This is a genomic window from Caballeronia pedi (assembly GCF_001544915.2).
Lineage (GTDB): Bacteria > Pseudomonadota > Gammaproteobacteria > Burkholderiales > Burkholderiaceae > Caballeronia > Caballeronia pedi.
Genome location: NZ_FCOE02000013.1, coordinates 143,554 through 162,757 on the forward strand (window position 1 = coordinate 143,554; position 19,204 = coordinate 162,757).

Consider the following 19,204-nt stretch of genomic DNA (forward strand, 5'->3'; position numbering starts at 1 on the left):
CCTTGGCGCCGGTCTGCAATACTTGGACTGTGCATGGCCCTTTTCTGCCAGCACGACCCAGGAGAAACATAAATGTCCCCCGTCGAGTACCTCAGCGCAGCCTACCGTCTCCGCGCGAAGCTGGTCCCGCAAATTGCGACCGGTTTGGCGCTCGCCGTCATCTTGACCTATTACGCGCTGACCAGCCCATCACTCGACTTGCTTCTCAGGTAGCCCTCGGTCGTAAAGCGGCTTAGGAATTATCATGATAATTCTCAAAACTGAGCCGCCCCTCGACTAAGCACCTGATTTGACGCGCTTCCTGCAAAAAGGGAGGGAGTAACAAAATCCCATGAGGTCCGATTTTGTTACTCCGACCTAATTTCTATCAAAAATTCTGTACAACGCTTGACGAGAAATGCCTAAGGCAGCCGCCGCAGCCGTTTTGTTGCCGTCCGCCGCCTCGACCGCAGCAAGCGCCTGCTCGAGGGTAATCGCGGCAGACTTTTGATGCGCGGCGCTGTTGTAGCTCGCGATGTACGCGTTGGCCTTATTGCGCCGACTGTGCCCCGCCGCTTCAACCACCTGCTTCATCGCTTCTCGGTGAAGCTCGATGTCGGCTTTCTCGCCGGTTCCTTTCACCGGCGCCGCGACTCCCGTCAGCAGCTCATACATCTGTTGGAGATACTGGTGCCGGAGTCCATGACTGGTAATTCCGAGTCCGGCTCTTGTGACACCGTGCCGCTTCAGAACCTCATAGTAGTGGTTCTTCCACTGCGTCAGGGTGTACCCGTCGGGGATAGTTGATCCGGTGAGATCGTTGCAGTATTGCATGGCCTCTTCAAGCAACATCAGCTGCAACCGCATTTGCGCCTGCATCGGTACGAGGCGATCCCGGCCGCCCTTCGTTCCACGCGTCACGATTAGAAACCCGTCGCGACGCACTGAGTCCTTCGGCCTTAGGAGAAAGCTCTCCTGCACACGCAACCCAAACGCCGCCTGCAGCCTCAACTGCAGCGCCACGACCGGATCCGTCTCGGCAATCGCGTTGATCACCGCCACGGCGTCAATCTTCTTTCCCTCCCACGATTTGTCCTCGAGCGCCGAATACGAACGAATAAGCCCGTGCTCCTTGCGATCGACATAGTCGGCTAACGTACCGACGAGATTGGGCTTGTTTACCCAACTGGCTAAAGCGCGGATGTACGTGAGTTTGTTCTCAATGGTGCCGGCGCTTTGCTTTTTCTGCACCCACAACTCGACGAGACTCCGAACGTGCTTTTCCTTGATCGCCCACGGTGACTGCAACGCAAAGCCGATCTCCCGAAGCTCGACGAAAGTGTGGCAAAGCTTCTGCAACCGATATCCCTGCGTATCGACGGAGAGCTTCTTCGTGCTGACACGTGTGCGACTATGTACCCGATCAACGTTCTCAACGAACAGGACGCCAAGCTTGCTTTTGAAATCCGCTGGAAGCCTGTAACCGCTCAGAAGCGCGCGTACATTCACTGTCACTGCCATCTGTTTCCCCCTCGGTGTTTGCTAAAAGAAGAGCGGACCGCGCGATGAAAAGCGCAGCCAAAGTCAAACGCTTGCCTAAGTTCCAAACGGTCTGAGAAGCGGCGGCCCTGCTCCTGATACCCCGAAGAAGCTGTCTGCAGTCCCGCCATAGCAGCGTGCCCGAGCGCTTCCTGTCGGGCTCTCACATCCGAGACCCCAATCGCAATGACAACAGCCAGAGCGACCACTCAGCATGCGCGAGGAACCCATGGTCCACCCATCGGATCGTTCGCCGCCCGATCTGTGCAGACGGTATCTGACGCGCAGACGACACCGACACTAAGTACCCCTAAAACCCGAGGAAGTTCGATCGCAGCCGCCCCAGCCCGTCGACGCGCTGAATCGATGCGCAGCCGACAAGTCGCGCGTCCATTGCGATGAGCGGTCGATGTAACCGTCGAAGCTACAAAGAAATACTGGAGTCGGACCAACGCTGACTTCCATCCATACGGTGGTCGCCACCCACTCCGCGAAAGCCGACGCGGAGACGTCTGCCCGCGCTGGCAGCCGCACCAAATCGCTGTCGCTCTCGAGGGCAGCATTGCGTTCGAAAATGCCCGACGCGAAGGCGTCGAGATCGTTCGAATCATGTTTGAAGCGATGCGCTCGATCGCCGCCAGATGTCAACCCATGATGGCGCACGCCATTCGGCTCTCTAAAGCTTTCCCAAAAGATTGGCCCTAGCGCTACGTGGTACGAGCCGACGATCACCGTCCCGGTCATACACCGCCCGAGGACGAACCCGTTGGCAGCCTTTTGCATTGCAACCTCATGTTTGCCGTTGCGTGGTCCGGACGATGTGATTGACGTCCGGTTCGTTTGCCGCCGCGTGAGGCACCAGGGAGCCTATCTCCTGATTGCCATCGCGCTGCGCGCCGCGTATCCCCGCCGGGTCCTGCCTTCCTGTCCATTAGCGATTCCATTCGATAGCCCTGCACGTGGAAGAAACGTGCATCGACCGTCCGTATTGCTGCGTGCTGTCCGACCCACGCTTCGCGTGTTGACCGACACTGGGTTGCTGCAAGCGAAGGCAAACGCGGACCCGCTTCCCGGTTATCTCGTCGTTCTGTGTGCTGTGCCTGCTGCTGCCAGCAGTCGACTCGCGCGCCTTTCGTTGCACGAGTCGACTAAGCCGCTGCTACGGCTACCGCGCCGGCCGTGACGCATCTCTGCGCCCGTGTGCCCTGTCCTTCGACGGCACGACCTCGGCCATTTGCTCGGTAATTCGTTTGCGCTGTTTCTTTTCCGGTCGCGCCTACCGTTCGTCTTCCGTACAGGGAAAGCCTCGCCATTACGGCTCGCTCCACCCCCACCCCAAAGCCCGTTCAATCTGCCGCGGTGTGTCGGGCGTCATGCAACGTACCCAGCTTCGTATGCTGAAAGGATGTGTCCATGCACATTGAGGTGGAGTCGCTCCGAAGCGCCAGGACCTGTGTCCGTGTCCGCTCCCAAGCCGTCTCAACTCGCTGATTCGGGCAAAACCGCCCCCAAACCCAATGGATATCGCGTGTCCGGCTTCCTCAACTTGGGTCGCCTTGGGCTTGATTAGCTTCAGAAAAAGGCCGCATCAACTTGCGACCTCTGACAGAGGGCCTTTCGCTAGGCAAAGCGATGCCCTCGATGGTCCGTTTAGGAGTCGATGCGCTGTTCGCGCGGTGGGTAATAGAAGGATATCTGGCAGGAAACTCAATGCGCGGGTGAAAGCTGCCTAAATCATGCGAGCTTTCGCTGCCTTGACTTTGCGACGTTCTCGATAGAGTAGGTCCGTCAGCAACAGGCTTTGGCCCCTCTTGGTTCCGCGTAGGTACCCTAACGAGAGGTGCGCTCGGCGCCGCTAAGCGCATGGCCCTCGCAGGGACCAAGGAGGGGCCAAGACGAGCACAGCCGCTTATGAGAGCGCTTGTCTTGACCCTTCGCGGGACCAAGCAGGAGCCACGCAAAGGTTGTAGGCAATGGCTATTTGAACTCTGGAGAGAAAGATATGAAGACACAGGTTTTTGCAGTCGACGTTGGTTACGGAAATACTAAATGGTCGTTCCGTATGGGCTCGGACCTCGCGACAATGATGTTTCCGTCGCTTGCCCCGCTTCGTGTGAGCGACGCGGTTTCGACCTTTGGCCAGGGCGTGCTGTCGGACCGCAAGGTGGCCGCAATCGAAGTCGATGGCACAGTGTTTGAAGTGGGCCCTGGTGTCGAGCGATCGTCAGCTTATGGAAACGCCGGGCGGACCCTTTCTGAAGATTTCTGCACAACGCCGAACTACGCGGCGCTACTCTATGGCGCGCTCCATTTCGCAGGATTGACGGAAGTCGAACGTCTTGTTCTGGGCTTGCCTGTCCATAGCATCGGCAAGTATTCGGACGCCGTTCGCGACGCGTTCAGCGGCACACTGAGTTTCGGTGCGCACAAGGTGCATATTGGTAGCGTGAAGGTCATCCCTCAGCCCCTCGGGTCGCTCGTGTCATTCTCGGAGTATGGCGGCAGTGCGTTCGACCGGAAGAACGAACACATCGTCATTGACGTTGGGTACTTCACGACCGACTGGGTGGTTGCAAACGGCTTTACGATGAATGACAGGCGTAGCGGTGGCGCTCCGGGCGGTGCGTCGCAGGTCTATCAGCGCATGGCTTCGTTGCTTGGCGAACGGCAGGGCGAACTCATCACTGATCTTGAGCGCATCGATGAGTGCCTGCGGCTGAAGCAGCCTCTGCTCTTCTACAACGAGGACATCGACCTCGCACCGTACCTTGAACAGTCGCAAGCAGTCGTCCTGGCCACCGTTAAAGAAATTCAGAAAAAGGTCGGCCGCACTGATGCCGTTCGGTCCATCGTTCTAAGCGGCGGTGGTGCGGCACTCTACGAGCCCGCAATCCGCGAGGCGTTTCCCCGCAATCGTGTTGATCTGCTGGACGCACCGTGCTTCGCTAACGTGAAGGGCTTTCTTATCGTAGGAGAATCGACGCTGGCCCGTGAACGCAAGTCGCTCGGAGCGGCAGCATGACAAAAAAAATGCTGATCAAGGTGACGGTGGACGAGGCGCTGTTTCCCGAGCTGTATCAGCGTTTGGACGAATACGAGAATCCGCGGCTACGCGCGGCCGTGCTCCGCTCGCTCGCCAGCGACACGGTGCGTCTTTTGACAACCGGCGCTCCGCGGGCTCCCGCTACGGGCTTAGTATCGACGCCGCCGCCGACGGATCGGCATCGCGCGACAAGAGCGACAGGTTCGACGCCGCCTGCTTTATCGCGCCCACTCGTCGCAACCGACGAAAAACGTCCCGTCGCCGCCGCGGAGCCGGATGCAATGTCTGAGCTATCAGATCGTTTCAATGTCGATGAGATCGCAGACCAGTTCGCCGGCTTTTAGTCGACCGACAGACGTTGCTCCTTGATACACGATCCGCTCGAGCGCGCCGCTAACCCGGCATATCCCGACTGCGATGGAAGTCGGGCGTCTCTTTTGCCGTACCTCCACTATGTCAGAAAATCGTGAGTGCCATCGCCGTCCCAACACGGTGCGGCGATCCGCGCGACCGGGAGCAACTATTCGAGACCCGAACGGGGACGAAGCGGCGCAGCGGAAGGTCGCTGCCTTCGTCGTTGATCCTTCCCATGTCTCGCCTACCGTGAAATGCTTTGCAACGAAGGCGTCTGTTGCAGCGATTTCTCGTCTTCCTCAGCCCTTGCATGACTACGCGGCAACTCTGAAAAGGTTGCGCGTCGACGATGTTGCAGCACTGGTCCCGTTGGTTCGCACCCGAGTAATTCCGGCGTTGGCTGCACCCTCACCGTCCGAAACCAGCCCGGGCGGTAGCACTATCGAACACCGTCACGCGGTAGCAAAGCAAATCTGTTGCCTTCGTCTAACGCGCCAAAACGCTCGCGCCTTGACTTTGACATCCAACTGCGAAGATGGGTTATCGATGTGACAAGCATTCGCTCGCGACGCTAACCCAACGACTATTGAAGCGGTTATGGACATTCTCGACAGCTTGATGCAACTGGACTGGACGCGCGGGGCGCGGATGTGGATTTTGCTCGCGGCCGCACTCGCTTTGTGCGAAGCTGCATTCCTGTTCCGCCGCGCTATCATTAACAGGAACGAGGGGGACAGTGATGGACGCTAAATTCATGGCACTGCCATTCGTGACCCGCCGCATCATCCTCGCGGCCGTGTCGTTCTTCTCGATGTTCTTGATTGTCCATCTGCCGAAGAATGGCCTCAGCGAAACGCTGTTGTTCGCGGCGGGGCTCACAATGTTATGGGCGGTGGGGATCCTGATTCCCTTCCTGAAAATACTGTTCCTCGTCTTGAAGTGGCGGTTGAACTACGTCGTACGCTTCAAGTAGCCAAAGAAATCCAGGCCCCAAATAAAAAGCCCCGACCAATGGTCGGGGCTTTGTCTTCAGGGGGTACTCAATGCAGTAGAGATACAGCTTGTGCGCTCGCCTGTCGGCGAATGCAGTAAAACCAGGCGATGTCGAGCGTGACGCCTTGTTTTTCCAGTCGAGCGTGGCCGCCTCGTTTCCTGTCGATCACGTCATAGGCTTGCGCCTCCGACTTCCCTACTCTGACCGAGCCATTCTCGAGTCCGGAAGTTGCCACGATCTCATACCGGCCAACAATCATGTTGAAGCTCATTTCCTCTTCTCCATTGAAAAAGCTCGGGCGGATTGCGGCCCCGGAGGGGACGAATCCCCACCGGGCAAAAAAATTACTGTTAACGGCCAGAAGGCCGCGGATGATCAGACGTGCAGTGCTTTGCGTTGCTCGCGGCGCACCGACATTTCAAATGCAGGGCGATGCGCTGCCTGTGATGCGGACCACTCGTCCGCAAAATCGGTTTCCCGCTTTTTCGGGCGATGAACGATCGCCGTGTAACCCTCAGCACGTAGCCGCTTCGCCAGCTTCAACGCTGCATCGACGCCCGGCGACTTGCCGGTGCGTGGATCCACCGCATCGAAGTCAGCGAAGATATGGACGACGCGGATCCCGAGTCCGTCCGGTACAACGAAATCGGCGAGAAGAATTCGATTCAGGCAGTACCAGACCGGCACACCGGAGAGCATGTGCGCGGCATACGCCGTTTCGAGACCTTCCGCGACGCCTATCTCCCCGTCGACCGGATCCATCAGTCGGACTGCGCCGCCGTTGAGCTTATTAAGCGTCACGTCGTTCAGCTTGGCCGGAAGAATCTCGCCATCGTTAGTGAGAATCGACGCTTTCGCTGGTTTCGAGCGTTCAAGGAACGTGCGGTGCAGCGTTCCGAGACGGCCATCCGGCAGGGTGAATCGAGCGAGGATGCCCGGCCACTGACCGATAACTTTCTTCTCGTGCCGGTAATCGAGCATCGCCATGCGCAGCGCCGCGGACGGTGCCACTGTCAGACCCGGCACCCGTTCCCGCAGGTACCGCGGAACAAGGCCATCGGCACCGATCAGCGTCGCGCGATCCCACATTGAGTCGAGGCGCTTGCGCGCCCATTCGGGATCGACCTTTCGGCCAGGCGCCGGGGCCGCCGGTTGCGCTCGGTTCTGCCGCGCATCGACCAGACTGGCGCCTTCAAGTTCGATCATGAGTTCGCGGAAGGTCATTCCGGCGGACTTGCAGATGAGCTCGAAGCCGTCGCCGGCTTTTCGGTCGCCGTCGTTGCACTTGCGGCAGACCCAGTCACCGCGGCCGCGGTTGTTGTCGTAGGTGAAGCGGTCGTTTCCGCCGCAGATGGGACAAGGTGCGCCCTTCCCAATCAACGAGCTTGCGGGCACTCCATACTTCTGGAGCAACGCAACCCACTGTTCCGCGGACAGCTTGACGTCCTTTACATTCATTGGCACTCCAGTTGTGGTGTGGTTGAGGTCGATGCCTGAACAGGCGGTGAAACCGTGCTCAAAAAAGCCGTCCACCTCGCGCGAGGCGAGCACGGCGGGCGGCTTTTTTCAGCAGGGGAAGCGAAAGGTGGGTGCAGCGACAGCGAAGGCGCGTCGCGCAGGAAAGAGACGCTTCGCGGCTTCGCCGACCGTTTCCGGTTCGACGAAGCAACGAAGGTGAGGAGAAACAGGAAGCGAGGTGAGCCCTTACGGGATCAGATCGCAGCCCACTCGCGTCGCGTTAGGTAAGCGTTGAACGGGATGTCATCCATGTCATCAAACCCACCGCCTCCGCCATACGACGTCGATTGCGACTCGCGATTCACTGGCGCGGGGTTGCTCGATCGCGGCTGCTGCGATCGTTCTTGACGCGCGGGGCGTTGGCTCTCGAAACCGTCACTGGATGAACGGTCGCCCGTAGAGCGGCCACCGAGCATCTGCAGTTGGTCCGCGACGATTTCCGTCGAATACCGCTCTTGCCCGGCCTGGTCCGTCCACTTGCGTGTGCGGATTCTGCCTTCGATGTACACCGACGAGCCCTTTTTCAGGTACTCGTTGACGATCTCAGCCAGCCGACCGAAGAACGACACTCGATGCCACTCGGTCTGCTCCTTCATCTCGCCCGAGGCTTTGTCTTTGTAGCGATCGGTCGTTGCAAGCCGGATACTCGCAACGGCATCGCCGCTCGGCAGGTAGCGCGTTTCAGGATCAGCCCCGAGGTTGCCTACGAGAATGACTTTGTTTACTGATGCCATGCCTAACTCCTTCAAGATTTTTTGGAAATTGACCAAAGCCACTTGTCCCACAGCACCTGAGCGCCGCTGACATCTAGCTTGGGTCGTCCATGACCATCGATTGCTGGCACTTTGGTTTTGCCGACGCGCCTAACTTCCACACGGTCGCCGATCCGGCAGGCCGACTCTGCGATCGCGTCGCGCAGGCCTTCACCTTGCAGGACGTGCGTCTCGCCGCAATGCTCGAGCGTGACGCAGAACGATACGTACGTTTGTCCAGGGCGCTTGCCGTCGGGGATTCGCTTCTCGCCCCACTCTCTCAACACCCCGTACCTCGCGCGCTCAGTGCGTCCATGTGACGACTGAGCAGATCGCAGCGGCGTTGATACAATCACGTCCAAGACTTCTGCTCGGGGTCGAGCGCCGCTGACGATGACTGGGCGATTAGGCTCTGAGTCGGGCATACGGCCGACAGGCGCGTCTTGCGCTTGTGCACCCTTGACAGCAGCCGCAATGGCCTCGGTCAGCGTGCCCTTTTGCTCGTGCAGCACTTCCCAGTGCGGCGTGAGTGCCGGTATCAACTTCATTCCGACGGCTGTTGGCCGCAGCTCGTAGTCGAAGGACGGACGAAACTGCACGACGACACCGCCTTCATCGCGAAACAGCATCGGTTGGCCCGAGATGGCAATGTGCCGCTCGTTAGGACCGCCCTTACCGACCTCAATCGGGGATGAATGGCTTGCGGGATAGTCGTCGCGAGGTTGCGTCTGGGGCGTATTCCGGAAAAGTGTGCCGAGTAGGCGACCGAATGTTGATGTGTTCATCATCGGCCTCCTACAGCAGCGTGCCGAAGCACTCGCGACGCACCGCTTCCATGTCGCGCTTGAGCAGTGGGTTGCTCAGGATGATGTCTTGCAGGATCTCGGGATCGACGCCGTTGATCTTGCAGACGAACCGATACGGCAGCGCGCCGTTCCAGAACTCCATGACCCAACCCAGCGTGGCCCGGTAGTCCTCTAGTTCCATCTTCTTTCTGTTCTTGAGTCGCTCGCTGAACAGCACAGCGCAATCCATCAACGACTCGGGCATGTTGTCGCCGCGTCTGCTGTCAGTCGCGAGACTGATGAGTGCGTCGACCATTTTGTCGTTGACCGCCTCGCTCCACAGATGCGGATCTGGCAGCGGATCAGGTTTGGCTTGGACACGCGCAACCGGCGCTGGAGGAGCGTCGAACATGTCCAGTTGCCATGCTGCTACTTCTGGTTGCATGGGAATCTCCGAATGAACGGGAACCCATGCCCGCAACGGGATGGCTTCCCGTTGGGGTGAGGGGTCAAGACCGCCCGTGCGGGCAGTCTTGACGTTCAGGCATAGCGACTAGTCGTCGGTGCCTATCTCAAGTGGAACGACCACTGCGGACTTGGCGTACTGACGTTTGATGGGCGTAACGTTGACGTCGGCGGGAGCCGGCGCGACAACGGCATGCGCGGTACCTTTCGTGTCTTCGACTTTCTCCTCTTTCATCGCTGCCTTGACGGATCGCTTGATCCACAAAAAGACAACGAACGAAACGAACATGAAAGCGAAGAACGAGTGCGCAGCAAGCCACAACGCAAAGCAAACAGCGACCAACCAACCGGGCGACTTCATCGCCTTAAAGACCAACTGCTTCGGCATTTTTCTCTCCAGAAAAAGACGCACTAAGGAATGTCCAGCCTAAAAGCGCTGGATGGTTTTCGAAGCTCGGGTGAGCAGGGAAAAACGACGCGCGGAGAGACGCTTTTGTCACGGCTCAGGAATGCGTGGCGAAAGCAGCTCTATGCGAGAGACAGGGAGTAGGCGCGAGCGCGAGTTACGCGTGGCTTCGGTCGATGCGTCAAAGACGCGGGGATGCAGAGGAATCTACGCCGGTAACGCAACTAGAGAGAGGCGAAAGCTCGCAAAAACATGGCGTCTTTCGAGAGATGGCCGAGTTACTGCGCATAACGCGCCTTGACAACAATCGGAGGGTGTCAAGCTGGGTACCGACAAACCAACGGAACACCGCAATGCTTTTCGAGATCTTGGTCGCGGTCGGCGGCTACTACGCGCAACGGCATTTCGCAAGGGTTCTAAGTTTCACCCCTCGAAGCGTAGCTCCGACACGATCGGCGGTGCCGGGGAGGCATCCGCCCAAGCAAAGCTTCGCAAAACCCTCTACGGGCTCTGCGGGAACGACTTCTACTTGCACGAAGGCCCGTTCGTTATCGAACACGCACCGGGAACCGAGTTCCCGACCGCGGAGGTCGACCGCCTCGCCGTGACGCCTTTTGGCGTCTTCATTTTTCGAAACCAAGGTTTGGTTCGGCCACATATCCCATTCGACCGCCCGACAGCTACCTGACAGGCACAGACGCAAACGGACTGAGTGAAGACCGACGTTCGCCGATCCGATCAGACCCGAAGCAAGCCCTGCTTCCTCCGCGCCCACTTGCCACCACTGTGGCCTGTGGTCGGAGCAGGCCTATTCGCTTCCGCGGACACGGTCCTTGATGCCCGCTTCCCTCAGTCTCGTCACGCTCGATGATCTCCCCTAGCGGCTTTGCACCAAGCGAGACCTGCTCGGTGGCGCCAAGCCTCTGAGCGTTGAGTATGCAAAAGCTGCTGTCCTAATGTTCGCCGACGGATCGAGAGCCGCAATCTTCAAACACTAGGCCACGGTTAGCAAAATGTAATTATCGACGATCGTTTCTGGGAACATATGCAAGCCGCTTTTCTAGGTATTTGCTTCCACATATGTAATTAAAGTCTTACTGAGTTATTCCGTTAAACGTTTGCGGGCTGCACCAAAAATGTGCCGCTTCCATGTTCGGCGAACGTAAAGAGGGGTAAAAAAGTGCCTCTTTCCGCTCCGTCCAAACCTTACCGGCCGTTACTCTTTGTTACCGAAGTGCATACGGTATTACCGCAAGGCAGTCGAGAGGCGCCTGCGGCGTGACAAGCAGCACCGGGGGGTGCTGTAGCAAAATCTGGAGAGAAGAAATGCTGAACGGCGAGACGTCCAAGAACACCCCAAACAAGCGGAACAACCTGCCCGCCAAGATCGATGACATCGATTTCAATGATTTCATCGTCCCTCGCGATGGCCACAGCCGCGCCACGCGCGCCCACATCGAGGAAACTGCGAAAGAATCCTTTGGCCCAGAAGACGAACTGATCGGCCGCCTGACTGACGGCATGATGGCTGTTGCCGAGTCCCGGGAACGGATTGCCGCGGAAATGATTGCCCTTGGCAATCAGTTGTTCCACGCGCACCACCTGGTGCGGAACAACATGGTCGCCAAAGCCGGCGACACTCGGGCCATTCATAACAAGGCCGCTGCCATCGCCTACGAGTTCTTCGAGAAGGCCCTGGGCATCAAGCAATCCGCTGCACGCAGCTATATGCGTTGCTATGAGCGCTTCGGCGACAACGCCGAAGCGATCCGCATTTTTAACGTGGGCGAGTTGGATATGCTAGCCGCCAAGCACAACACTGACGCGCACATCAACGAGATCATGCTGGCGAAGGAGAGCAATCCCGACATGACTCGCGCCGAGGTCAAGAAGCTTCTGGAGGAGCTCAAGCAGCGCGACAGCGCGCTCGTCGACAGCGAGCGCCAGCTGGAAAACGTCGCCTCGTTGCTGGAAGATAGCAAGACCGAGTTATATCTCGCGGGAAAGGACGTTGCACACCTTAAAGAGGAACTCGCGGCGAACGCGCGCGAGCTGGCTGCTAAGCAAGAGGAGTTGGTGAGGCTCGACGACCTTTTCAACCGCCGCACAGCCGGGCTGAGCAGCATGGAAAAGGACATCGCTGACAAAGACAAGGAGATCGCGCGACTGCAACGCGTCCTCGAAAATCAAGAGCCGGTAGTCGAGATCAAGGAGGTTATCAGCCCCCCCGCTGGCTTTACGGCAATCGCTGAGGCTGTCAGCGCAAAGACCGCCGAACTTGCGAGCACCGAAAAAGCGCTTGGCGCCGCGAAGCAGGAACTTGAATCCTTGCAGGAACAGCGAAGCCAAGCGAAGGCGTCAATTGACGCGGCAGAGAAGGTCCAAAACTCGATGAGCGCGGCAACCGCCGCTTTCGAGACGTTCACGGGAAAACTATCCTCGGCGCAACTGGCCATGCAAGCATCCAGCGACCCGGCGGAGCATCGCCGGTTGGTCGAAGCGCTCTCTGGAATGATGCGCAAATCGCTTGTCGAAATCGACACCTGGCTTTCCCGATAAAGAAAGAAAAGAACAACCAAAATCGTGGACGGCGCGTCGTACGCGCCGGGTTGCACTATCAACAATAAGAACCAACGATGGCCATCAATACACTTAACGCGATCGAGACCAGCCTTACTCTTCCAGCATTTCTTGCAGAGAAGATTCAGCGCGCGAACTACTCTCTGACCGAGCTGATGCACAAGGTGCTCACTCGCTATGAACGGGCCGAGGCCGTTTTTGCGGTATCGCTCGAGAGCATGGACACGTTCAACAAGTTCGCTGCTCCGAAAGCGACGCTGATGAACATGCCGTTCTTGGCGCTCTTGCCTACGCTGCCTAACCCGCGTGACTGGGAAACATTCGTCGACGACGTGATGTACTCTCAGACGGTTGAACAACTCGCATCGCAGATGCCAGCCGTCGACGGCATGATCAGTCGGGACCTCTTTCATTTCAACTGCTACTACGTAACGCTGCTGAAGGATGTGCTGCAAATGAACATCCTAGCCCCGCCTTTGCTCGGCATTACGTTCGAGCTTGCCGAGTATCTAGCGACGAAGCCAGTGCGCCAGTTAGAAGCGGCCATCGGTCGAATCAAGTTCCCGCTCTTCAGGTGGCGCTTCGACGATAACTTGTTCTGGAAGGAGTACAGCACCGGATGGCCATCCAACGAATCGGTTGCGCATCATCTCATGCGCACATCACAGATATCAGCTTCGGCGTTGCCGTACAAGGATTCATGGTCAAATCTACGTCTGGAACGGGCTGAACGGGACGGACTCGCCCGTCTCTTCATGTCGCAGGGATGCCGAGCGTCGACCGCCGTGGACTTCTTCAACCTCAATCGAACGACCGCGCGCGCCGTTTATAAGCAAATCCACGGAGTTAGCTCGCCGGTCGGCTGTAGAACTAAGTCGCTCACCTGGTATGTGCAAACAGCCGTCAACCGGGTTCAAGCCACGTTCGTCGTTTGGTTGTACCGCTGTGCTCTCAGGAACGACGCGAATATTCCCAAAGCTTTGATCGCAACCAATGACATCGCCGCGAAATTGTTCGGCGATGACCTCGTAATCACCGCAGATCGTGCAAACCACCTCGCCAGCGCGATGGCGATGGACTCGAGACTCTCCGTGGCGCCCTGCCGCTCTTGCAAGACAGACTATGTCCTCGCCAACGAACAGGGGAAGATCGAGTTGGCTAAGGACTTCGTCTGCCCGGGTTGTAGCTATTCCCTCAAATCCCGCCTTGCCTCGAAGCAGAAGAAGGCGAAGTCGTAATCCAAACTGGAGGTTGGGCGATGTCAAATGAATATTCCGTCGAAGCAGGGCTCATCGTTTTTTCACGCGATGGCCGCGCGCGGATTGGCTGGTTTGACCTCCAAACTGGCGCGTACAACGGCGAGGCCGAGGGCCTGTGCATTGCGGATGCGATCGGTGCGATCGAATTCCACGCGGACGTGACGCACTGAGCCATGCAGGACTTCGCTTACCTCTTTCCAGACAGCGTCGCCGCGTGGCTTGAGGGCCGGGGCGACGCACGATTCCAACGGTACGAGACGCATTACCGCGCCGACCGGGCGACGGCGCAGTCCAACGAGCCATTCGACCTTGAGCGAAGCAACATTCGCTTCGCGAAAAGGTTCGGCTCGGGCAGGCGACAGTTCGCGGCCGTGTCGAAAAGCAAAGCATTCGGCGCGCTCACGACTTTTCTCATTCTCCTTTGGGGCGGAACCGCACTCCTCTCTTCAATCGGGTCGACACAGTCCGTCGCCGTCGCTGCAGTGCTCGGCGTCGTTTTCGTCGCCGTGAGGGTGAAGCATTTTCGCGCTCGCGGGCAGAAGCGATAGCAAACGGTTGCGATCAAACAACGGTGCGGAATTTCGAACCCTTACCGGGTATTACAATGCCTGCGCCGCCGTTTGGCCAACGGCAATTTGCCAACGAGGAAAGTGGTTTCGCGGCGGACTTCCGGGTCGCCTTGACTTCGAACACCGCTCGATAAGATGAAAGTAAGCAGATCGCGGGGGCGACTGCAATAACTAGATCGGAAAACAAATGACGATTCAGAACAACTTCAAACTCTCGATGGCCGCGATCGCTGCATCGCTGCTGGTGGCTGCTTGCGGCGGTGGCGGTGGCGGCGGCAGCGATGCTTCGCCTGCGGCCCCGGCAAGCGGTGCCAGCACGCCCGCAACGACGACTCCGGCGAATCTGACTACGCCTCAGTATCCGGCCGACAGCTTCCATCTGGCCGCGTTCAACTTGCTCAACCAGCAGCGCCAGCAGTGCGGTTTCCCTGCTCTTCAGGAAAACACCGTGCTCGATCAGTCGGTGGCTGCTCACGCGCAGTATCAGGCCACGAACAATATTGTGTCCGATACCGAAACGGCGGGTGCTTCCGGGTTCACAGGCGTCTCGTATGCTGATCGGGCGGCACATTTCGGTTTCCCGCAAAACGCGCCGATCGGCGGTGTATCGGGCGGTTTATACACGAATGCGACGTGGACGGAAGCGCACTACGGACAGCAAGCGATCCATGGCCTGATCTCGGGCGTGTATCACAGCATGATTGCCGTTGCACCGATGAACACGGTCGGTATCGGCAAGGTCGCGACGACCTACAACGGTTTCCCGCAGGAGTGGTATTCCTTGGCACTCGCCAACTATCAGCAGATCACGACGAACGCGCCGTTGACGTTCCCATGCCAAGGCACTACCGGCGTCGCGAACGACTCTTTTGGAGAAATGCCGACGCCCCCTGCAACATCCGGTCATTGGGGTACGCCGGTCGCGGTCGCGGGCAACCCGAATGACACCATCGTCATGCAGAGCGCCACGATGACCGATTCGGCGTCGCACGTGATCGCCTTGCAAGTGCTGGACTCGGCCACCGACCCGAATAAGATTCTGCCGAAGTGGATGGGCGTCGCTTACCCCGCTACGCCGTTGTCGCCGAACGCGCAATACACGGTTTCGCTCACGGGTACGATTAACGGCGTAGCATTCTCCCGTACCTTTACCTTCACGACTGGAAACGTCCTCGCCAGCTAATGAGGCTGTGTCGCAGAAAAGACCGAGCCGCCATTCGATCTGGCGGCTTTTTTATTGTTGGCAAGACGTAAAAAGCCCCGCAGTGAATCTCCGAGGCGCTATGTTGGGAACCTTTGCCTCAACCGCCCGAGCCCGCAGTGTCGCCATAACCCTGCACATCGTAGCCGTTCACTTCGCCGGTACTATCGCTCGCCCTGCACATGGCGTATTCGTAAGTGTTCGGAGATGTGTTGTACGTGTTGGTAATAAATTCAGTGTTCGTGCCGTCGTCAAAAATTGAGTTCTGCACGCCCCATCCAGGCCAAAAGCCGAGTTTCTGAGTCACGTAGGTTCGGCAGGCTTCCTCGGGATTCCCTTTCGGTTGCGTGGGTGCATTTGGTTGGCATACCTGTCCGACCCAGGCCGAGCCGTTCCACGAGGGCGCGACAAACTGTGTTGTCCCACTCGGGCAGCTTGGAGGCGGCGGTACATTACAGGAGTAGTCCCAAGCTGTCCCTGTCCAAACTGGTCCACTAGCAAAGCCATATGCGCAATTTGGTTGTGGCGTGGCGCACTGGTACCGCACACCCAGCTTCTGCCACGAATACCCTGGGTCGCAGCCGGGAGCACGCGGAACGCCGATGGGATTCTGGACCCATTCCGCGTTGGAGGTGACCGGAGCCGTCAGCACACCGCTGAGCGTCCCCATCAGCGCAAACGAGATTACCGTCCTAATTCGCTTCATGTTCTTATTGGTTTGAGTAGTTACAGCCAACGTCGATTTGCGCTTGCAGGCCGAGCTGATCTTGCACAAGCGTATTTGCGCCGTCAGCAAGTACGTCATAGATTTGGAGCACCCATTGCGAGCCGTTCCAACCCATCGCGTAACGCGCGCCCGAGATCGGTGGATTGTGATTGGAATAGTCGGTCGTCAGCGATTGCGGGGTGATGCGATACCACGCCGTGCCACCGGGGCCGCATGAAGGAGGCGTCACGCCCCATCCGTTATACCAACCGCTGTACTGGGCATCGGCCGACTGGTTGCTCACCAAGGTGCTCGCACCTACCCAGTTGCCCCACTTATTGCACACGTACATGAGGTTGTTGCGGATCGTCACTCCGTTCCAGTTGCACTTGCTGGCGGTGTAGTTGATGTTCGCGATATTGCCGTTGATGGTGTTGCCAGAGACCGTCCCTGACGAACTAACGTCCCCGACGTTGAGCCCGGCCGGTCCCGTTCCCTGATAGTTCTGCACGCTGAAGGTGCCCTTGGTCCGAACTGCCGCGTTCACGCTGTCGCCGTAGTAGATCGCGCCGTTGTCGACCTTCAAGACCTTGTTCGCGCCGAGCGTGACATTGCCGACGTTCTGCATGTCCTGATTATTCGCGTTCATCGTGCCGGTCAGCGGGAGCGCGCCATCACGGCGGTAATACGGCGAATTGCCGTCCGCACCGAATCCATTAATCGCGAGGACCATCCCAGCCTTGCTACCTACTGGATTAGGCAATGTCCACCCGCCATGAATGCCGATCACCGTCGCCGGCGCTCGGTTTGTCGAGTAGCCGAACTGCGCACCCCCGGCCGCAGCGAGGACACCGGCGCCGGCGATGTCAGCCGTCTTGTCCTTCATGCTGACGAGCGGCAAGCTCGGATAGATCTGCGAGGCGATATGGCACGTGCCCGTTGCGGTCGAGCAATTGTCGGGCACGATCGACAGCGCGATCTGATACATCCCGCCCCAAAACGGCCCGTTCTTGAAGGAGACCTTGTTGTTCGACTGCGCGCTGAGTTGATCGAGCGTCGGTACTCTTGTTGGATCGACCGGCGTAGAGACACTTTGCGAATAGCCAACCGGAACTAGCGACGCGTAGTTGTTCGTGATGTAACTGCCAAGCGCCGAGTTGATCGACGCAATATTCTGCCCTTCGATCTGCAACAGATTCTGGCGCTTTGCAGCGATGTCTTCCTTGATACCCTGTACGGTCAGCAAGGCCGCGCCGACCAGGACGATCAACATCTCAAGAATGCTTCCCATGTCGGCGGTCCGTGATCAGGTACGGGTGGTCCACAGTCCCATCGACGCCATCGCGCCGTTCGATGCGCATGCAGTGGCGACCGTCTGCGGGTTGAACGTGACCGTCGGCGAGAAGATCGTTGTGCCGTTGACGGTCACCTGGGTGTAGACGGTGATCAGCGCAGCCGCACTCAGGGAGCAGACCGTCGATGTGACCGGATACGTCAGAATCAACGAATCATTCGAGGTAACGAGCGTGCCGACGGCAGCCGTCACCGTGCCATTGAACATGCCCTTGACCGCTGACTTGTCCAATGCGACGCGCGATCCCGCGGAATCAAAGGCGTGATTCTGCGCCAGCACAGTGAGCGTTTCAGAGGAGAAATCGGCGTCGTTCTGCGTCGCGTTCAGGATCCCGGTGTGGAACATCTGTGCTTCGCTCTTGAACTGCGACGAATGAATCAGATCGAGCACGTACTTGCCGCCGGCATAGACCGCCAGTGCGAGCAGTGCGGCACCCGCCATCACTGCACCTGCTTCGATCATCGAGAGTTCGCCCGACTGCTTTTTGGCGCGTGCGATGTTGAGGATGCGCGCCCGGCGTTCTTTGATCGGGTCGATTTGGACAGCTTGCGTGTTATCGTTGGTCACTTTGCTTTTCCTTAATAGCTAGAAGCGGCGGGATTCCCCGATGTGGGGTTGACGGCACCCGTCACGACGTATGAGCCAATGCCGAGGGTCAGAAACAGTGCAGCGGCAAAGCCGAGCAGGATGAAATGCGTCATTCGGGCGTTGCGCTTGACTGCTTCAACGACGCGATCGAGCGACTCGCGGCCTAGGCTCTTGATGGCCGCTTCGAACTGGTCGCGCCCCGCAGCGTCGGTGATCGTGTCGACGATCGTGACCGAAAAGATGCCGGTATCGAGCGCGCGCATCGGCTCATCAGAGCGGGCCGTCAAGCGGCGATCCATGATCTTTAAATGCCAGCGCAACCACGGATCGGCTGTCTTGAGGAGCCTGTCGAGCGCCGCACGGAGCGTGAGGTTGGAGTCGAACAGGCCCGCGAGCGAAACAATAAGCAGGGCCGCGCGGAGGTCACGACGATTGCGCCAGAGCAGCGGCATGCGGTCGAACCTGTCGCGCAGCGGACCGGCCCAGCGCTTCAGGCTCGAAAAATAAGCGAGCACAAGGCCGATCACCGCCGTGAGCGTGAGCCACCAATACTCGTAGCAGAACGTGTCGACGTGATAGAGAAACCGGCCGAGATCGGGCCATTGGTCGAGCGGCCGGACGTCGAGCACCTGCGGGAAGATGACGCCGCCAAACAGCATGCAGTATGCGTACATATAGACGAGCAGCAGCGCCGGGTATGCCATCTGCACCGAGGTCGTCGACGACAGCACGCGCTTGGCCTTCGCCGCCATTTCCGCGAGCTCGAAGCCGCGAACGACGGCATCTTCGCGCGAAGACTCATCCGCGATGTCCAGCAGCGCGTACTCATCGCCGGGGACGAATGGCTTGATTGCAAGCGCGAAGCTTTCCCCGCGCTGCATCGTCTCGCGGATGCGCGCGAACACACGCCACTCGAGCTTGCCTCGCGAACGGCTGCGCTTCTCGTACGTTTCAAGCCGGTCGAACAGCGTCTCGGTGTTGCGCAGGCCCTTCGCGGCGATATCGAGCCGCGTCTCGCGGTAGAAGTCCTCGCGGACTTTCTGGAACCGCCAGCGCGCGACGACCAACTGCTGCCGCACGGACAGCATCTTTGCGAACGTGGTGATCATGGG

General features: G+C 58.6%; 22 protein-coding genes. 10 read left to right on the forward strand and 12 right to left on the reverse strand.

Going from position 1 to position 19,204, the window contains the following annotated elements; translation table 11 throughout:
* Positions 1-72 precede the first annotated feature (72 nt).
* A complete protein-coding gene (locus AWB80_RS44050; protein ID WP_160147465.1) occupies positions 73-213 on the forward strand; it encodes a hypothetical protein in 141 nt (46 codons plus the stop codon).
* Between the two features lie 144 nt (positions 214-357).
* Here AWB80_RS44050 and AWB80_RS20810 read toward each other — a convergent pair whose 3' ends face one another.
* The gene (locus AWB80_RS20810) at positions 358-1,500 is read right to left on the reverse strand and encodes an integrase domain-containing protein (RefSeq protein WP_061176536.1); all 1,143 of its coding nucleotides are present in this window, start codon (positions 1,498-1,500) and stop codon (positions 358-360) included.
* A gap of 318 nt (positions 1,501-1,818) precedes the next feature.
* Positions 1,819-2,301, reverse strand: a complete 483-nt coding sequence (locus AWB80_RS20815) for a hypothetical protein (RefSeq protein WP_061176537.1) — start codon at positions 2,299-2,301, stop codon at positions 1,819-1,821.
* Between the two features lie 1,219 nt (positions 2,302-3,520).
* On the opposite strand from AWB80_RS20815, the gene AWB80_RS20820 reads away from it, so the two are divergent.
* From AWB80_RS20820 to AWB80_RS20830, 4 genes are all read left to right on the forward strand, one after another.
* A complete protein-coding gene (locus tag AWB80_RS20820; protein WP_061176538.1) occupies positions 3,521-4,540 on the forward strand; it encodes a PRTRC system protein D in 1,020 nt (339 codons plus the stop codon).
* On the forward strand, positions 4,537-4,905 hold the full coding sequence (locus AWB80_RS20825; RefSeq protein WP_143328101.1) for a hypothetical protein: 369 nt from the start codon (positions 4,537-4,539) through the stop codon (positions 4,903-4,905). The genes AWB80_RS20820 and AWB80_RS20825 overlap by 4 nt, the downstream gene beginning before the upstream one ends.
* 607 nt (positions 4,906-5,512) lie before the next feature.
* Entirely contained in the window at positions 5,513-5,665 is a 153-nt protein-coding gene (locus tag AWB80_RS44055; RefSeq protein WP_160147466.1) for a hypothetical protein, read from the forward strand.
* A 4-nt stretch (positions 5,666-5,669) separates the two neighbouring features.
* The gene (locus AWB80_RS20830) at positions 5,670-5,888 is read left to right on the forward strand and encodes a hypothetical protein (RefSeq protein WP_143328102.1); all 219 of its coding nucleotides are present in this window, start codon (positions 5,670-5,672) and stop codon (positions 5,886-5,888) included.
* A 67-nt stretch (positions 5,889-5,955) separates the two neighbouring features.
* Here AWB80_RS20830 and AWB80_RS20835 read toward each other — a convergent pair whose 3' ends face one another.
* The 6 genes from AWB80_RS20835 to AWB80_RS20860 form a co-directional block, all read right to left on the reverse strand.
* Complete coding sequence (locus AWB80_RS20835; RefSeq protein WP_061176541.1) at positions 5,956-6,180, reverse strand: hypothetical protein; 225 nt, start codon at positions 6,178-6,180, stop codon at positions 5,956-5,958.
* Positions 6,181-6,284: 104 nt separating this feature from the next.
* Positions 6,285-7,367 carry a DUF7146 domain-containing protein gene (locus tag AWB80_RS20840; protein ID WP_061176542.1) on the reverse strand — a complete coding sequence of 361 codons (1,083 nt, stop codon included), beginning with the start codon at positions 7,365-7,367 and terminating at the stop codon, positions 6,285-6,287.
* A gap of 254 nt (positions 7,368-7,621) precedes the next feature.
* Positions 7,622-8,161, reverse strand: a complete 540-nt coding sequence (ssb, locus tag AWB80_RS20845) for a single-stranded DNA-binding protein (RefSeq protein ID WP_061176543.1) — start codon at positions 8,159-8,161, stop codon at positions 7,622-7,624.
* An 11-nt stretch (positions 8,162-8,172) separates the two neighbouring features.
* Entirely contained in the window at positions 8,173-8,967 is a 795-nt protein-coding gene (locus AWB80_RS20850; RefSeq protein WP_244206631.1) for a hypothetical protein, read from the reverse strand.
* A 7-nt stretch (positions 8,968-8,974) separates the two neighbouring features.
* Positions 8,975-9,409, reverse strand: a complete 435-nt coding sequence (locus AWB80_RS20855) for a hypothetical protein (RefSeq protein ID WP_061176544.1) — start codon at positions 9,407-9,409, stop codon at positions 8,975-8,977.
* Positions 9,410-9,517: 108 nt separating this feature from the next.
* Positions 9,518-9,817, reverse strand: a complete 300-nt coding sequence (locus AWB80_RS20860; protein ID WP_061176545.1) for a hypothetical protein — start codon at positions 9,815-9,817, stop codon at positions 9,518-9,520.
* Between the two features lie 1,344 nt (positions 9,818-11,161).
* Between AWB80_RS20860 and AWB80_RS20865 the strand changes: the two genes are divergently transcribed.
* The 5 genes from AWB80_RS20865 (at position 11,162) to AWB80_RS20880 (ending at position 15,426) form a co-directional block, all read left to right on the forward strand.
* Positions 11,162-12,394, forward strand: coding sequence for a hypothetical protein (locus AWB80_RS20865; protein ID WP_061176546.1), 1,233 nt, complete (start codon positions 11,162-11,164; stop codon positions 12,392-12,394).
* A 77-nt stretch (positions 12,395-12,471) separates the two neighbouring features.
* Positions 12,472-13,653: a FlhC family transcriptional regulator gene (locus tag AWB80_RS20870; RefSeq protein ID WP_061176547.1), complete on the forward strand. Its 1,182-nt coding sequence runs from the start codon at positions 12,472-12,474 to the stop codon at positions 13,651-13,653.
* Positions 13,654-13,673: 20 nt separating this feature from the next.
* On the forward strand, positions 13,674-13,844 hold the full coding sequence (locus AWB80_RS44425; RefSeq protein ID WP_167390466.1) for a hypothetical protein: 171 nt from the start codon (positions 13,674-13,676) through the stop codon (positions 13,842-13,844).
* Between the two features lie 3 nt (positions 13,845-13,847).
* Positions 13,848-14,222 carry a hypothetical protein gene (locus AWB80_RS20875; protein ID WP_061176548.1) on the forward strand — a complete coding sequence of 125 codons (375 nt, stop codon included), beginning with the start codon at positions 13,848-13,850 and terminating at the stop codon, positions 14,220-14,222.
* 208 nt (positions 14,223-14,430) lie between these two features.
* Positions 14,431-15,426 carry a CAP domain-containing protein gene (locus tag AWB80_RS20880; RefSeq protein ID WP_061176549.1) on the forward strand — a complete coding sequence of 332 codons (996 nt, stop codon included), beginning with the start codon at positions 14,431-14,433 and terminating at the stop codon, positions 15,424-15,426.
* Between the two features lie 118 nt (positions 15,427-15,544).
* Here AWB80_RS20880 and AWB80_RS43385 read toward each other — a convergent pair whose 3' ends face one another.
* From AWB80_RS43385 to AWB80_RS20895, 4 genes are all read right to left on the reverse strand, one after another.
* Complete coding sequence (locus AWB80_RS43385) at positions 15,545-15,751, reverse strand: hypothetical protein (RefSeq protein WP_143328103.1); 207 nt, start codon at positions 15,749-15,751, stop codon at positions 15,545-15,547.
* Between the two features lie 403 nt (positions 15,752-16,154).
* Positions 16,155-17,441, reverse strand: coding sequence for a hypothetical protein (locus AWB80_RS20885; protein WP_061176550.1), 1,287 nt, complete (start codon positions 17,439-17,441; stop codon positions 16,155-16,157).
* 15 nt (positions 17,442-17,456) lie between these two features.
* Positions 17,457-18,071 (reverse strand): type 4 pilus major pilin, encoded by a 615-nt coding sequence (locus tag AWB80_RS20890; RefSeq protein WP_087131468.1) that lies wholly within the window; start codon positions 18,069-18,071, stop codon positions 17,457-17,459.
* An 11-nt stretch (positions 18,072-18,082) separates the two neighbouring features.
* On the reverse strand, positions 18,083-19,201 hold the full coding sequence (locus tag AWB80_RS20895) for a type II secretion system F family protein (protein WP_061176551.1): 1,119 nt from the start codon (positions 19,199-19,201) through the stop codon (positions 18,083-18,085).
* Between the last annotated feature and the right edge of the window lie 3 nt (positions 19,202-19,204).